Origin of the sequence: Eubacterium uniforme (genome assembly GCF_900167115.1) — a bacterium.
GTDB lineage: Bacteria > Bacillota > Clostridia > Lachnospirales > Lachnospiraceae > Eubacterium_S > Eubacterium_S uniforme.
This window is the reverse complement of record NZ_FUXZ01000002.1, coordinates 81,980-97,209: the sequence shown is the minus strand read 5'-3', so window position 1 is coordinate 97,209 and position 15,230 is coordinate 81,980. Positions and strand designations below refer to the sequence as shown.

Here is a 15,230-nt window from a genome sequence, read left to right as displayed (position 1 = left end):
ATTATCATTCCAAGAAATGCTTGTAAATATAATAAAAATCACACAATTCATATAAGACAAATATATTATATAAATCATCAATATCTCAACATAAAAATAAATACACAAATAATAATTGACATTATTTATGCATTTATTTTTTTATCTATCTGACTTTTTTTATCATATTTTTCAAGCAAAAAACAACACTCACATATTATTAGTTTTCAAAATATTAATTGTTTAACTTAAATCATCTTTTCAAATGCCTTAATTGCTGTTCTTATTGCCACATCCGTATCTAAATTATCTTCTTCATATAAACCAGCCGCTTTTCTCTCCTGATTCCAGATAACCGCAAGAATACAACCACACTTAACACCTATTGATGCCGCAACTGTATAAAGTGCTGCTGTTTCCATCTCACTTGAAAGAACACCTAATCTCTTCCATGATTCCCATTTATTTAATAATTCATACGAAACTGGACTTTTCTCAGGAGAATGTTGACCATAAAATGAATCTTTACTTTGTACTACACCAAAGTGAGCATTTGCTCCTATATCTTTAACTGCTTCCTTTATAGCAAATACAATATCCATGTTTGCACTTGCTGGATATTCAAGCGGAGCATACTCTCTACTCGTCCCTTCTTGCCTTATACAACTTGTCGCAACAACTAAATCTCCTGATTTAACATCCATGTTAATACCACCACAAGTTCCAACACGAATAAAATACTTAACACCAACTTTCGCTAATTCTTCAATTGCAATTGCAGCTGAAGGTCCACCAATTCCTGTAGATGTAACGCATACATCTACTCCTTTAATTTTTCCTTTATAAGTTGTAAACTCTCGATTACTTGTAACAAATGCCGCTTCATCGAAATATGATGCTACTTTTTCACATCTACCAGGATCACCAACAAGTATACAATACTCTCCCACATCTCCTTCTTTTAAATTGATATGATACATTACTTCTCCCATATTTACCTCCAAATCAATATAAATCTTATTATTCAGCTCAACATAATCTTATAATAAAATATCGATATTTTATTATTGTTTCCATTCTTTTATAGTATACATCACTACTAATTTTCAATCAATTTATAATTAAAAATAATTTAGCACTTTAAAGTATTGATTTTTTTTAGAACTTATATTATAATAACTGACATTGTACGATTTATGTGGATTATTATATTCTTATCAAGTATAATAATTTACAATATGTTTTATGATAAAAAAGAATTATTATGGAGGTTTAAAAATGAGTTTCGAATTCAAGAAAAAATTACCAATTCCTATGGAAGTTAAAGATTTATATCCACTTTCTCAGAAGCTTGTTGATAACAAAGAAGCTAAAGACATGGAAATAAAGAAAATCTTTACAGGTGAATCAGATAAATTTTTATTAATCATCGGACCTTGCTCAGCTGATAATGAAGAAGCTGTATGTGATTACACACAAAGACTTGCAAGAGTTCAGGAGAAAGTTGCAGATAAGATTTTTATCATTCCTAGAGTTTATACAAACAAACCACGAACAACTGGTAAGGGATACAAGGGTATGCTTCATCAGCCAGACCCAGAAAAAGCTCCTGACTTATATCAGGGTCTTATCGCAATAAGAAAAATGTTTACAAGAATTATAGAAGAAACTGGCTTTCCTATTGCAGATGAGATGCTTTATCCTGAAAATGACAGATATTTTTCAGATATTTTATCTTACGTTGCAGTTGGTGCTCGTTCAGTCGAAGATCAGCAGCATAGATTAACTGTTTCAGGTATGGATATTCCTGCAGGTCTTAAGAATCCTACAGGTGGCGATATTTCAATTATGTTAAATTCAATCGAAGCTGCTCAAAGTGGACACGACTTTATATACAGAGGTTGGGATGTTTCTACAACAGGTAATCCTCTTGCTCATGCTATTTTAAGAGGTGCAGTCAACCAGTACGGACAGTGCATTCCAAACTACCATTATGAAGATATCATTGGTTTATACGAAGCATATATGGCTAAGGGATTTGCTAATCCTGCTTGTATCATTGATACAAACCATTCAAATTCAAATAAGAAATATAAAGAACAGATTAGAATTGCCAAAGAAATAATTCATAACCGAAATCATAATGATGACATTAAGAACTTTGTTAAAGGTCTTATGATTGAGAGTTATATTGAAGAAGGATGCCAGAAGATTTCAGAGCATGTTTATGGTAAATCTATTACTGATCCATGTCTTGGATGGGAAGATACTGAACAACTTATTTACGATATTGCAGAAAGATTAAAATAAATAAAAAGCGAATCGATTTATTTCGATTCGCTTTTTATACTAAAACAAGCAAGCCAAATTGGCTTGCTTGTTTTGCGTTACATTTAATTTTTTTCGTTTAGAATCTAGGATGTGCTTTTTCATACACATCATGAATTTTTCTATTTGCTAAATTCAAATAAATCTGTGTTGTAGAAATATCTGAATGTCCTAACATATCCTTAACTGATGAGATATCTGCACCATTTTCGACTAGATGTGCAGCAAATGAATGTCTTAATGTATGAGGAGTAATTTCCTTTTCAATTCCTGCTCTCTGTCCATAATACTTAATGAGCTTCCAGAATCCCTGACGACTCATCTGCTTTCCTGAACAATTAGTAAAGAGGTAATCACTATCCTCTATATCAGCTATTAAAACTGGTCTTCCATTCTTTAAATAACTAAGAATAGCCTTCTTAGCTTCATTGCCAAATGGAACGCTTCTTTCAGTTTTTCTTGTAATACATCTTATTTCACAAAGCTGTAAATCAAGATTTTCCATCTTTAACCCAATAAGTTCCGAAACTCTTAAACCTGTTGCATACATAAGTTCAAGCATTGCTTTATCTCTAAGTTCCTTAGGGGTCTTCTTAGATGGCTGTCTAAGAAGATTATCAACTTCCTCAATAGAAAGAATATCTGGAATCTTCTTTTCAATCTTTGGAGCCTTAAGTTTTGCGGCTACATTATTTGAAATAATTCCTCTTCCAACCAGATATTCAAAGAATGCTTTCATTGAAGCAATACTTCTTGAGATTGTTGTTGCTGCTCTATTCATATCATGTAAACTCTTAATAAAGTTTTCACATGCAAGTTCGCCTACATCTTCTATGTTGTATATACCTTTACTATTCAAGTATTCAACCATATGCATAAGATCACTTCTATATGACATCTCAGTATTTTTAGATGATCCTTTAACCTCATGCATGTTCATTATAAATTCTTCAATTAGTTTTTCCATATAATGTCCATACCTTCTCAAATTATCATTTTGCCAAACCTTAATAGATTTATCATCATCTACCATATTTAATTTTCAATTTACGTAAATACTCACATCAATTTATGTTTGACCTCTATAAAAAAATTGACATACTTATGTAATCTAATCCGGTTGACCAGACCGCATTTTTTAACATAAAAAATATTTACATAAAACAATTGTTTTTTGACCTCTATACCCTACTTACTATGAGTGGGCAAGATAAATTATATCTTGAAATTAACATAAAATCAAACACTTTTTTCACTCTAAAAGTACACTATTTTAGGTTACATAAAAAAATGCACAACATCTCGTCATCATTTGTTGATAGACACAAGATATTGTGCAATTTCTCTTAAAATTTTTTTAATAATTTTTTAAAGTTTTTTTAATTATTTTCACATTTTTCCGCTAAAATATTATAAAAAATCATTACGTATATGACTTTATTTAAACTTATCATAACAAGCATCACTAGCCTTAATTACTGCATTTCTAAATCCATATTCTTCTAAAGCTGCAACACCACAAATTGTTGCACCACCAGGTGAGCAAACCATATCCTTAAGTTCACCTGGATGCTTTCCTGTTTCAAGAACCATTTTAGCGCTACCCATAACAGTCTGAGCTGCAAACTTATATGCATCAGTTCTACTCATGCCAAGTTTAACTGCACCATCAGCCATGCTTTCAATAAACATATATACAAAAGCTGGTGAACAGCCACTCACACTTGTAACTGCTCCGATTAATTTTTCATCAACCTTTGCCATAACACCAAATGATTTAAAAAATGTGTTAATAGTGTTAACCTCATCAACATATAATTCTTTTTCATCATAACATACGCCAGTCATGCCTTCGCCAATTAGCGCTGGTGTATTAGGCATTGCTCTAACAACCTTAGGCTTAAACATAAGTTTTTCCTTAATGAAATCAATTGTCTTACCTGGAGCAATTGAAATAATAACTTTTTCTTCTGTTACAACATTCTCTATATTCTTTAAAACACCATCAAAGAACTGTGGTTTAATAGCAAGAACAATGTATTTTGCTTTATTAGCACATTCAGCGTTAGATGTAGCAACATCAACACCTGTTTCCTTACTAACTTCTTCCACTCTTTCCTTGTTAACATCTGCAATAATAATATCATCACTAGAAACCTGGTTAAGTAAGCCTTTTAAAATAGCATATCCCATGTTTCCCATACCTATAAATCCAAACTGATACATATTATCCTCCATATTGTATATTAATTTATTATGTAAAATGTACACATTCATCTATCACTTTAACTTTTACATAACACATATAATTCTAGCACTTTTTTACATATTTTCAAGCATAAGAAAACCCCTTGGGATAATCCCAAGGGGTAGATGTCTCTATTTTGCATAATCTGTAACTCGTGATTCCCTGATAACATTAACTTTAATCTGTCCAGGGTACTCAAGTTCTGATTCAATCTGCTTAGATATATCTCTGGCTAGTAATACCATATCTGAATCTGAAATCTTTTCTGGTACTACCATAACTCGAATTTCTCTACCTGCCTGAATAGCAAATGATTTCTCAACTCCCTCAAATGAGTCTGAAATATCTTCTAACTGTTTTAATCTGTTTGTATAAGTCTCTAATGCTTCTCTTCTTGCACCAGGTCTTGAAGCTGAAATAGCATCAGCAGCCTGAACAATGCAAGCAACTAAAGACTGAGGTTCCACATCGCCATGGTGTGCTTCTACAGCGTTAATTACTGTAGCTGACTCCTTATACTTCTTACAAAGCATCACACCGAGCTGAACGTGTGTACCTTCCATATCATGGTCTACTGCTTTACCAATATCATGTAATAAACCTGCTCTCTTAGCAACTCTTGTATCAAGTCCTAATTCTGCAGCAAGTAATCCTGAAATCTGTGCGACTTCAATAGAATGCTTAAGTACATTCTGTCCGAAACTTGATCTATATTTTAACTTACCAAGAAGTCTAATAAGTTCTGGATGAATACCATGTACACCAATTTCAAGTGCGGCTGTTTCACCTTCTTCTTTGATAATTGTTTCAACTTCTTTTTTGGCTTTTTCAACCATTTCTTCTATACGAGCCGGATGAATACGTCCGTCTACAATAAGTTTTTCAAGAGCGATTCTAGCAATTTCTCTCTTCATCTGATCAAAACCAGATAAGATAACTGCTTCCGGTGTATCGTCAATAATAAGATCGATACCTGTCATAGTTTCTAATGTTCTGATATTTCTACCTTCACGACCAATGATACGACCCTTCATTTCATCATTAGGTAACTGAACTACTGAAATAGTAGCCTCAGCAACATGATCAACTGCGCATCTTTGGATTGCGTTAACAACTAATTCCTTAGCCTTTTTATCAGATTCTTCTTTAGCTCTTGCTTCTGCTTCTTTAATTAATTTAGCAGTTTCAATTTTAACTTCATCTTCAACAGTTTTTAATAACAGTTCTTTTGCTTGTTCAGAGGTTAATCCGGAAATTCTTTCCAGTTCCTGTAATCTTTGCTCATTTAATTTAGCAACTTCAGCTTTTTGCTTTTTGAGTTCTTCTTCTCTAACAACAAGATTAGCTTCTTTCTTATCATACTGAGCAATCTTCTTGTCAGCAGCTTCTTCTTTAGAGAGAACTCTTTTTTCATACTTTTGAAGTTCACTTCTTCGTTCTCTGGTTTCTTTTTCAAGTTCATTCTTAGTTTTTAGAGACTCTTCTTTAACTTCAAGTAAAGCCTCACGCTTCTTATTCTCAGCCGTCTTTACAGCCTCGTCGATTATCTCACGAGCCTTAACTTCGGCGCTACCAATTTTCTTTTCGGCAACATTTTTTCTATAACCTGTACAAATTAACCAGGTGATCGGAGCGACTACAATTAAAGTAATAATTACGGCGATAACAACCATTACTGGTGATACCGAACCCGTTGCTAATACAACATTAGTCACAGGAGCACCTCCTTATTTAATTTTCATTGTACACAATACAACAGATTTATTTTACAGAAAATTCCATGTTATGTCAAGTAATAATTGTGGTTTTAACAAATATTAACCACAATATATATTGAAAATCATATAATCTAGCAAGGTTATATCTGGATATCCTTTACCTGTTTCACTTAGTTAATAATATGGATAACTGAAATAGATACTTTAATCAATTTTACCGATAAAACGGTAATAGATTTCCACTTCCTGCTCCCTTGTCCCGTCCTCATGCTTTACTGCCTCATGGACAGCGATTTTCTCAATCAGGGCATTCAGAAGTGGTGCTGTGAGTTCTGTCGGCTCTGCGTATTCCTTGATTAGTGCAATCCATTTCTCGGCATCGCTCTCATTCTGTCTGACCGCATCCATTTTCTTTTTTAATTCTGCAATCTTATCCTCAAGCTCTGCCTGTTCATTCTGATACTTGACCGACATCATCTGAAAGTTGTACTCCGTGATACGCTCCGAAACAAAATCCTCATACATTCTCGTGAATAATGAATCAATTTCTGCCTTTCGTTTTTCTGCTTTCTTCAATTCGTTTGTCTGTTTCTTCTTGATTGTTCCGGTTTCCTTATCACTCGCACTCAGTAATCTTTTTAATAGTTTTTCTTCATTTGTCTGAGCCTCTTTCGACCAATACTGTATCCTTGACAATACATAGGCATAGAGTACATCATAGCGGATATAGTGCATGGAACACTGTTCCTTCCCAAGCTGTCCGTATCTACTGCAATGATAGTGGCTGTATGGTGTTTTATTCTGCCTGTTTGTTCCAAAACCAAGCGACCACCCGCAATCTGCACATTTGACCAATCCTGCAAAAATCTGTGTCGTGGCTGTTTTGGACATTCTTCGTCTGGATGCAATCTGATCCTGCACCTTTTCAAAATCTTCCTTTGAGATGATCGGCTCATGGGTATTCTCTACTCTAAGCCATTCGCTCCTGTCCTTGCGTATACGGTGCTTGTTCTTATAGGATACATTCGTTTCCCTGTAATGGACAGAATTTCCTATATATGTTTCATCCTTTAAGATACTTTTTACCTGTGCAATCGTCCAGGCATAAGACTTTTCTTCCGGTGCGTCAGCGTAGATATTGGCAAAAGTACCATACCGCTTATAATTCAGATAGCCGGGTGTCGGAATCTTCTCTGCAATCAGAAGTTTTGTGACCTTTGCCGCCCCGTTCCCAAGAAGTGCAAGGGCATAAATCTTCTCCACTATCCACTTTGTTTCTTCATCCACTGCCAGCTTGTTCTTGATGTCCGGGTGCTTTTTGTAACCGATCGGGGCATAGGCACAAGTCCTTTCCCCTGCACGAAACTTCGCATTCATGGAAGTCTTGATCTTCCGGCTCGTATCCTTTGCGAACCACTCATTAAAGAGGTTCTTGAACGGAACGAAGTCACTTAATCCCTTATCCGTATCCTCTCCATCCGAAACAGCGATATAACGGACTTTCTTATCCACGAAATAGAACTCCAGATAATAGTCCATCATCACATGCTCCCTGCCGAATCTCGACAAGTCTTTCGTGATCACGCAATTCACTTTGCCGGATTCTATGTCAGCGATCATCCTCTGAAATGCCGGTCTTTCAAAATTCGTCCCAGACCATCCGTCATCCACATATTCATCCACCACATGGAATCCATTTTCCTTCACGAACTGCCTTAAAATGGTACGCTGTGTTTCAATGCTGATGCTGTCCCCGTAATTTTCATCATCCCGACTCAGTCTCAAATATAAAGCTGTATTGTTAATCTGTTGTTTCACCATAGTTAAAATCTCCCTTCTGTATTTGTGAAACAACCCACGCTTACAATACATTGCTTGATTTCAGTATAACATAAAACGGGCTGTTTCGGTAGACAAACTTCAAATTTTCCGGCATAGATTTTCGTCAGATATGCCAGAAATCCGGCTTTTCAGATTTTGCCGAATATCCTACTGTACATTCTCTGTACGGAATCTTCCATCACGCAGGACAGCATCCTCCACGATTTTCTGCATGGTATTTCCATTCTCTGAAAAATGCTCCGATATGATGATTTTTACATTCCCATATTCAAAATAATCCTTCTTCTTTTGGCATCCATTTTCTAATGCAATAACTTGATTTTCCCCCAAAACAAAAGTCCTCCTGCCTCAAAGTCTACATATACCAAATGCTCCAAAGATACATCTCTTATCGTTTCTGCCCCTGTTCCCTTGCTTCATTGCTCCTTGTTCGGATTTCTCGCTCCATTTCTATCTCAAACCGTTTTTTCGTTGCCTCTGCCAGATCCTTAAAATCATCTTCGGTCAGCTTTCCTATCTTCTCTGCTGTATTTTTCACGATTTCCCTCGTCTGCCTGTCCTTTATGACCGGGAGTATATCTGTCAGCATAGAGAGTGTCCCTTTTCTTCCCCCATATTTGAATTGGTGCAGCATCTTGATTTCCTCCGGTGTGAATTCCACATGTTCCTTTCCATGCTCCGACCGTCTGATTGCACTTAAAAGCTGTATGTCTGTCCCGTCTGCCAAGTAATCATCCCATGCTTTTACCCTGCCATCCTTATCTGTCAAACGTACCTGCACTCTGTCTTTACTTTTCCAATCAACCACGAGCCAGCCGGATTGATCTGCTGCGATATACACGAACTGGTCGCTCCTGCTGTACTTTTCGCTCCACTGAAAATCGTTTAATCTGCTGTAATATCCTGCTATGATCTCTGTTCTGTGTCTGATGTCCATGTTGACCTCCTTTACTTGTGCTATTAAATCACCTGTAAAAATACCCCTTCAAGGGATAGACGCTGAGAATGGCATTTTGTCAACCCTTCAAGAATTTTTTTGAAAATACCCCCTCAAGGGATAGACGCCGGGAAAGGCATTTAGGCAACCACATTGAAAAAAATTTTTTTCTGCTTTACGAAAAAGAACCTCTTTCCATTGCATAGACGCTGGGAGAAGGCAAAAGTCAACCCCCATGAAGAAATTTTGCAAATAATCCTCTCCCATGTACAGATGCCGGGAAAGGGCAAAAGTCAGCATTGTAAAATTTTTCTTTATCTTCTCATTTCTGCCTCTATTTACTAGACAGTGGGAACACAAAAAAACAACCCCTTGAAGAATTTTTCAAAAAATACAGGGAAAAAGAAACGGAAAGATTATTTCATACCGAATGAACCCTACCGCAATAGGACACTTTATCATGGAACGACAAAAAGACCGGCTGATGTACCGGTCACATTCTTCCTGATGCTGAAAAGTGATGATGCAAATGGTATCAAACCGAACAGTCTGTCGGCAGTTTCAAGCAAATCTGATACTATTTTTTCTATGGGTAAAGTGATACCAATATAGATGAAATTTGGTAGCACTTTGCCTTTTATGACACCAAAAATAATCCGGCATGAAGAATGCCGGGCAGATTTTGGACTATATTGTATGTGGGGTTCAAGGGCAAGTCTCCGCTCCACTTCGGTCGGTGCTGAGCAGAGGTCCCCCGGATAATGTCATTAAGTTAAGTTGAATAAATGATAATATTTGTAAAATCAAATCGGGGAGAGGATAAATATTTTATAATAATGAATTTTTTACACAACAAAAAGACAGATTTGTATCCGCCTGAAAAAGATGTATTATGATTGTGTTGGGTTAACGGTATAGGAAAGTCGTTTTTTCTCGGATTTTAACTTTGCGAGGGTTAGTTCTTCCGAGACGAATTGGCAACATGTATTTCTGTATTATATTCTCAACATCAGGTGGATCGATACCACTTTTACAGGAAAAGAAGTATTTGCACTCCTTAATTGCTCTGGAGAAATTTATCTGGTAAGAATGCTTTTTCTTTTGTACTTTGTGAGCTACATGCATAGTTATTGTTGAACAGAAGTTATACATTATTACTTTTGCAAATATCTCCTGATGGATATGATCCACCTTTTTTGAATGAAATTTGTTAAGAGCCAAAGTATGTTTAAGTTCACGAAAGGATGTTTCTATGCCCCAGCGCATACTATATAATTGTTTTATTTCATCAGGTGGAAATATATCTCTGTCAAGATTAGTTATAATGGCTTCGTATTTGTCATCAGATATAGGGAATCGAACTACCCGGAAGGTCAAGGGGAATACACCCTCTTCGCCTTGTTTTATATAATCAAATGTTACATTTGTTGCCATTACACGATATGATTTAGGATTAGACTTGTCTATACACCGTTTTTGTCTTGTGAGATTGATGTTTATATCACAATCCATATCGCCAATGTCGTTGTCAAAATGAAAGGTGTGCAGTATACCGTTGCTGGTAATATCCTTTGCACGGATCAGAAATTTCAAATCCTGTTTTTGAGCTGTGGCAAAAATGTTCCAACATTCATAGTTGCGATCAGCGATAAAGATTATATTATCATGATCAGAATAGTGCCTCATAAAGTTAATTAATGCACGTTGTTCATTCTGGTCATGACGCCCGTCAATATTTATCATTTGATAGGTGCGGTTACACAGATCATAAAGTGCATCAATGTGTAATTCGTTAAAACCTTTTTCGGAGCCGGGGTTTCGATAATAAGTACTTTTATCATTGGGATTATGAAAAATATTTGCATCCGAACCATCGCATGCAAGCAGTTTATACCCTTTATAGGTTTTATTTCCAGGGAAATGAGAGTTGAAATCATTCAATAATCGTGGGAAGAGATTTTCTCTCAACTTATCACGCTGTTGAATAAGTGCTGACAAAGAAGGTGTATGTTCATGGTGGTCAAAAAAAGATAATAATTCATCTTGAGTTGACAGATTTGATAAAGAGAGAAGAAAACAAATGGTCTTTTCAAACCCAAGTTTTCGATTTCTGGAAAAGTCGATACCAGGGTGTTTCACAAATGAATCGATATCGGTTGAGAGATTATGGATAATCTCAAACAATGTGGATTTTACATGTGTAGAAAATTTCATAAAAACAACCTCCTGAAAAATATATAATCAAGAGGCTGCGCCACATATTTTCGGCGATTTGTCAAGTGTTTTTTGAAATTTTTTTATTTAATTTTTATATTATTGCCAGAAAAAAAGATAGTTTTGCTTAACTTAATGACATTATCCCCCGGACCTCTTGCACCCCTTGACAGATGTAAAACGCAATGCGTTTTACGAATCTGGCAAAAAGTGTACGCAACGTTTCGGGAAGTGTGCCGGAAATATGTCCTCAATGTCAAAGATATGGATATAGAAATCTAATCCTAATGACGAATAAGAAAAAAATTGTAAAGTAGTGCATTTCCTATGATATTCCTATAACACACCTATTATATGCACAAAGAGATGAGTATAATACACCTATACTATTCCTATAACATCCTCATATGTTCAAAAATCCTATAACATTCCTATGACATTCCTATACAGGAACAATAAAATTCCTATAACAGTCCTATATCATTCCTATAACACTTTCAGATAACGAACCCAAAATCCTATAACATTCCTATGACGCTCCTATGCAGGAATTGCAATTTCCTATAGCATTCCTATATCACTCCTATGCAGGAATCGCAATCTCCTATAACACTCCTATGACACTCCTATATAGGAATGCTATTTTCTGACAAAATCTCTCATTTCCAGCCCGAATCTGTACCCTAAGAGGCTCCAAAATAAGATTTTTGACTTTGCCAGATACGCATTTTGTGTCACAAAATGCTATCCGGTCAGGGGAAAATCTCCCCTGAAACCCCTTTCTTCCCAAGCCTATATAGGCTGACATAGGCTTCTGCTGTTTCCTATATAGGCTGATATAGGCTTCGCCATTTCCTATATAGGCTTGATATAGGCTTTTCTGCCATCCTATATAGGCTGATATAGGCTTGATATAGGCTTGATGTAGGCTTCCTGCCATTTCCTATACAGGCTGATATAGGCTTGATATAGGCTTGCCACCATTTCCTATATAGGCTGATATAGGCTTATCATCATTTCTTTTATAGGCTTGATAATTTTATTTGTTTTGAACATTAAGAGAAATATCTTGTAAACATATTGACATTTTTCTATATGTGTGTTATCATCAGACACATAGAAAAAAATCTATGTAAGGAGGCTTGCTACATGGAACCGATTTATAAGGAAACGTCTAAGATACTAAAAGCAATATCTGATGCAAAAAGGCTACGCATAGTTGATATGCTTTCTTGCGGAGAATTATGTGCCTGTAAGATTTTGGAGAGTTTTGACATCACTCAGCCTACCCTTTCCCATGATATGAAGGTTTTGGTTGAGGCTGGCATTGTAAATGATCGCAGAGACGGGAAGAATATCTATTATTCCTTAAATATGGAAAAGTTAGAAGGACTTCTTTCAAAGCTGAATGTCATGTTTTATGAGAAAGAAGATTGTATTTGTAACATAAAAAAAGGATCATCATAGAATGTAGGAAATAGCTTTTTTCTTCTTTTATTTTTTGAACAATACATAGACATATTTCTATATTTATATGAATGGAGGGCTAAGATCATGAAAAAACAGGTAACAGGAATCAGTTTTTTTCAAAAGTATCTTTCCGTTTGGGTACTTTTGTGTATGATAGTTGGAGTTGGTATCGGATATTATTTTCCGGAAATACCTAAGTTTATGGATGGAATGAATCTTTCGGGAATATCAATTCCTATAGCAGTATTGATATGGGTAATGATTTATCCGATGATGATGAAAGTTGATTTCCAGAGTGTAAAAGAAATCGGGAAAAATCCAAAGGGCTTATTTGTCACATGGATCATAAACTGGCTCATAAAACCATTTACTATGTATGCATTTGCTTATTTGTTTTTCTTTATTGTTTTCAAAACATGGATTGTTCCGGAACTTGCAACGGAGTACCTTGCCGGCGCTGTTTTATTGGGAGCTGCACCATGTACGGCAATGGTTTTTGTCTGGAGTACACTGACAAAGGGGAATCCGGCATATACTGTTGTTCAAGTAGCCACCAATGACCTAATTATTTTAGTAGCTTTTGTACCGATTGTGAAATTTCTTCTTGGTGTTGGAAAAGTAAGTGTTCCATACAGTACGCTCTTTATAAGCATTATGCTTTTTGTCGTTATTCCATTAGTCGGAGGTGTACTGACAAGAATGATTGTAATACGGTCTAAGGGAAAGGCATATTTTGAGAATTTCTTTCTCCATAAATTCGATCATGCGACCACCATTGGATTACTTCTTACTCTGGTACTTATATTTGCATCACAGACAAAGGTGATACTTGCCAATCCGTTACACATTATACTGATTGCCATACCATTGACGATACAAACATTTTTAATTTTCTTTCTTGCTTTTGGAATTTGCAGATTACTCAAACTTCCTTTTGATATAGCAGCTCCTGCAGGAATGATTGGTGCATCTAATTTTTTTGAACTTGCAGTAGCTGTTGCGATTGCCCTTTTCGGAACAACAAGCCCGGCAGCCCTTGCAACAACGGTTGGAGTACTGACGGAAGTACCGGTTATGCTGACATTGGTTAAATTGGCAAACAGTAAGAAGGATAAGTTTGTCAACCGCTGAAAAATATTTATGGAAATCTTTTATATGCTGATAAGGGAGGACTTAGCTATGTGGGATTTTATTCAGAATGAAGTATTGGGGATGAAATGGTTGAACCGTTTGATTGACAGCATCCTAAATACTTTGGGACTTGATATTACTTCAAAGATTGGTGGAAGTATCAGTTTTTTCCTGTATGATGTAATCAAGATTACAGTTCTTCTCTGTATTCTGATTTTTGGTATATCTTATATACAGAGTTTTTTTCCACCGGAACGAAGTAGAAGGATCATGGGGAGATTTCATGGCATTGTTGCCAATGTGATCGGTGCTTTGCTTGGTACAGTGACACCATTCTGTTCCTGTTCCTCTATTCCGATTTTCATGGGATTTACAAGTGCAGGACTTCCATTAGGCGTAACTTTTTCCTTTTTGATTTCTTCGCCTATGGTTGACCTTGGAAGTCTTGTTCTTCTTATCAGTATTTTCGGAATGAAGATTGCTACCTGTTATGTTCTTCTCGGATTAGTGATTGCAGTAGCTGGTGGAACATTGATCGAAAAAATGCACATGGAAGATCAGGTCGCAGATTTTATACGGAACCATAAAGACAGTATAGATATTGATTCTCCAGAACTGACAAGACACGATCGTATTATCTTTGCAAGGGAACAGGTCATAGAAACATTCAAAAAAGTGTTTCCATACATTCTTTTGGGTGTTGGGATTGGTGCAGTGATACACAACTGGATACCGGAAGATTTCATTCAAACGGTTCTCGGCAGTAAAAATCCTTTTGGTGTCATTGTGGCAACATTGATAGGAGTTCCCATGTATGCGGATATTTTTGGCACGATTCCGGTAGCGGAAGCATTGCTTGGAAAGGGTGCAATGCTTGGAAAGGGTGCAATGCTTGGAACGATTCTGAGCTTTATGATGGCGGTCACTACATTAAGCCTTCCATCACTTATCATGTTAAAACAGGCAATCAAGCCAAAATTGATGGGAGCTTTTGTAATCGTCTGTATTGTCGGAATTATTCTGGTGGGATATGGATTTAATATATTTCAGTATTTGTTTATTTAGTAATTGGTTTTCGGGCATTGATATGCCATAAAACAAATAAAAGAATGGAGGATTTTATAATGAACATTAAAATTTTAGGATCGGGCTGTAAAAGCTGTAAAGCACTTTATGAAGAAACAAAAAAGGCTGTTTCAGAAAGAAACATTTCAGCAGAGGTAGAGTACATTACAGATATGGAAAAGGTAATGTCCTATGGTGTAATGAGTATGCCTGCATTAGTGGTAGACGAAAAGGTTGTTTCCACAGGGAAAGTACTTAAAAGTAAAGATATACAGAATTTGTTGGAATAAACTCCCCT

The 15,230-nt window shown here is 35.9% G+C and carries 13 protein-coding genes; 5 read left to right on the top strand and 8 right to left on the bottom strand.

Annotation, left to right across the window (positions count from 1 at the left end; translation table 11 throughout):
- Positions 1 to 227: 227 nt before the first annotated feature.
- Positions 228 to 971 (bottom strand): uridine phosphorylase, encoded by a 744-nt coding sequence (udp, locus tag B5D16_RS00395; RefSeq protein WP_078764974.1) that lies wholly within the window; start codon positions 969 to 971, stop codon positions 228 to 230.
- A gap of 286 nt (positions 972 to 1,257) precedes the next feature.
- On the opposite strand from udp, the gene B5D16_RS00390 reads away from it, so the two are divergent.
- The gene (locus B5D16_RS00390; RefSeq protein ID WP_078764973.1) at positions 1,258 to 2,289 is read left to right on the top strand and encodes a 3-deoxy-7-phosphoheptulonate synthase; all 1,032 of its coding nucleotides are present in this window, start codon (positions 1,258 to 1,260) and stop codon (positions 2,287 to 2,289) included.
- Between the two features lie 97 nt (positions 2,290 to 2,386).
- Here the strand turns inward: B5D16_RS00390 and xerD are convergent, their stop codons facing one another.
- The 7 genes from xerD to B5D16_RS00350 form a co-directional block, all read right to left on the bottom strand.
- Entirely contained in the window at positions 2,387 to 3,340 is a 954-nt protein-coding gene (xerD, locus tag B5D16_RS00385; protein WP_341465168.1) for a site-specific tyrosine recombinase XerD, read from the bottom strand.
- A gap of 404 nt (positions 3,341 to 3,744) precedes the next feature.
- Positions 3,745 to 4,533, bottom strand: a complete 789-nt coding sequence (gene proC / locus B5D16_RS00380) for a pyrroline-5-carboxylate reductase (protein WP_078764972.1) — start codon at positions 4,531 to 4,533, stop codon at positions 3,745 to 3,747.
- 153 nt (positions 4,534 to 4,686) lie between these two features.
- Positions 4,687 to 6,228, bottom strand: coding sequence for a ribonuclease Y (rny, locus tag B5D16_RS00375; protein WP_078765183.1), 1,542 nt, complete (start codon positions 6,226 to 6,228; stop codon positions 4,687 to 4,689).
- A gap of 249 nt (positions 6,229 to 6,477) precedes the next feature.
- Positions 6,478 to 8,094, bottom strand: a complete 1,617-nt coding sequence (locus B5D16_RS00370; RefSeq protein ID WP_143405002.1) for a recombinase family protein — start codon at positions 8,092 to 8,094, stop codon at positions 6,478 to 6,480.
- Between the two features lie 168 nt (positions 8,095 to 8,262).
- Positions 8,263 to 8,445, bottom strand: a complete 183-nt coding sequence (locus B5D16_RS00365; protein ID WP_078764971.1) for a hypothetical protein — start codon at positions 8,443 to 8,445, stop codon at positions 8,263 to 8,265.
- 58 nt (positions 8,446 to 8,503) lie between these two features.
- Positions 8,504 to 9,052 (bottom strand): transposon-transfer assisting family protein, encoded by a 549-nt coding sequence (locus B5D16_RS00360; protein WP_078764970.1) that lies wholly within the window; start codon positions 9,050 to 9,052, stop codon positions 8,504 to 8,506.
- A gap of 906 nt (positions 9,053 to 9,958) precedes the next feature.
- On the bottom strand, positions 9,959 to 11,266 hold the full coding sequence (locus tag B5D16_RS00350) for an IS4 family transposase (protein WP_078764968.1): 1,308 nt from the start codon (positions 11,264 to 11,266) through the stop codon (positions 9,959 to 9,961).
- A 1,149-nt stretch (positions 11,267 to 12,415) separates the two neighbouring features.
- Between B5D16_RS00350 and B5D16_RS00340 the strand changes: the two genes are divergently transcribed.
- From B5D16_RS00340 to B5D16_RS00325, 4 genes are all read left to right on the top strand, one after another.
- Positions 12,416 to 12,733: an ArsR/SmtB family transcription factor gene (locus B5D16_RS00340; protein ID WP_078764966.1), complete on the top strand. Its 318-nt coding sequence runs from the start codon at positions 12,416 to 12,418 to the stop codon at positions 12,731 to 12,733.
- A gap of 87 nt (positions 12,734 to 12,820) precedes the next feature.
- Positions 12,821 to 13,867, top strand: a complete 1,047-nt coding sequence (arsB, locus tag B5D16_RS00335) for an ACR3 family arsenite efflux transporter (RefSeq protein ID WP_078764965.1) — start codon at positions 12,821 to 12,823, stop codon at positions 13,865 to 13,867.
- Between the two features lie 48 nt (positions 13,868 to 13,915).
- Positions 13,916 to 14,932 (top strand): permease, encoded by a 1,017-nt coding sequence (locus B5D16_RS00330; protein WP_242942953.1) that lies wholly within the window; start codon positions 13,916 to 13,918, stop codon positions 14,930 to 14,932.
- Between the two features lie 59 nt (positions 14,933 to 14,991).
- Positions 14,992 to 15,222 carry a thioredoxin family protein gene (locus tag B5D16_RS00325; RefSeq protein ID WP_200803899.1) on the top strand — a complete coding sequence of 77 codons (231 nt, stop codon included), beginning with the start codon at positions 14,992 to 14,994 and terminating at the stop codon, positions 15,220 to 15,222.
- The last annotated feature ends 8 nt before the right edge of the window (positions 15,223 to 15,230 follow it).

Bases quoted from the DNA above. Each gene is read 5' to 3' on its own strand.
- udp (WP_078764974.1), bottom strand. From the start codon at position 971: ATGGGAGAAGTAATGTATCATATCAATTTAAAAGAAGGAGATGTGGGA.
- B5D16_RS00390 (WP_078764973.1), top strand. From the start codon at position 1,258: ATGAGTTTCGAATTCAAGAAAAAATTACCAATTCCTATGGAAGTTAAA.
- xerD (WP_341465168.1), bottom strand. From the start codon at position 3,340: ATGGTAGATGATGATAAATCTATTAAGGTTTGGCAAAATGATAATTTG.
- proC (WP_078764972.1), bottom strand. From the start codon at position 4,533: ATGTATCAGTTTGGATTTATAGGTATGGGAAACATGGGATATGCTATT.
- rny (WP_078765183.1), bottom strand. From the start codon at position 6,228: ATGGTTGTTATCGCCGTAATTATTACTTTAATTGTAGTCGCTCCGATC.
- B5D16_RS00370 (WP_143405002.1), bottom strand. From the start codon at position 8,094: ATGGTGAAACAACAGATTAACAATACAGCTTTATATTTGAGACTGAGT.
- B5D16_RS00360 (WP_078764970.1), bottom strand. From the start codon at position 9,052: ATGGACATCAGACACAGAACAGAGATCATAGCAGGATATTACAGCAGA.
- B5D16_RS00350 (WP_078764968.1), bottom strand. From the start codon at position 11,266: ATGAAATTTTCTACACATGTAAAATCCACATTGTTTGAGATTATCCAT.
- B5D16_RS00340 (WP_078764966.1), top strand. From the start codon at position 12,416: ATGGAACCGATTTATAAGGAAACGTCTAAGATACTAAAAGCAATATCT.
- arsB (WP_078764965.1), top strand. From the start codon at position 12,821: ATGAAAAAACAGGTAACAGGAATCAGTTTTTTTCAAAAGTATCTTTCC.
- B5D16_RS00330 (WP_242942953.1), top strand. From the start codon at position 13,916: ATGTGGGATTTTATTCAGAATGAAGTATTGGGGATGAAATGGTTGAAC.
- B5D16_RS00325 (WP_200803899.1), top strand. From the start codon at position 14,992: ATGAACATTAAAATTTTAGGATCGGGCTGTAAAAGCTGTAAAGCACTT.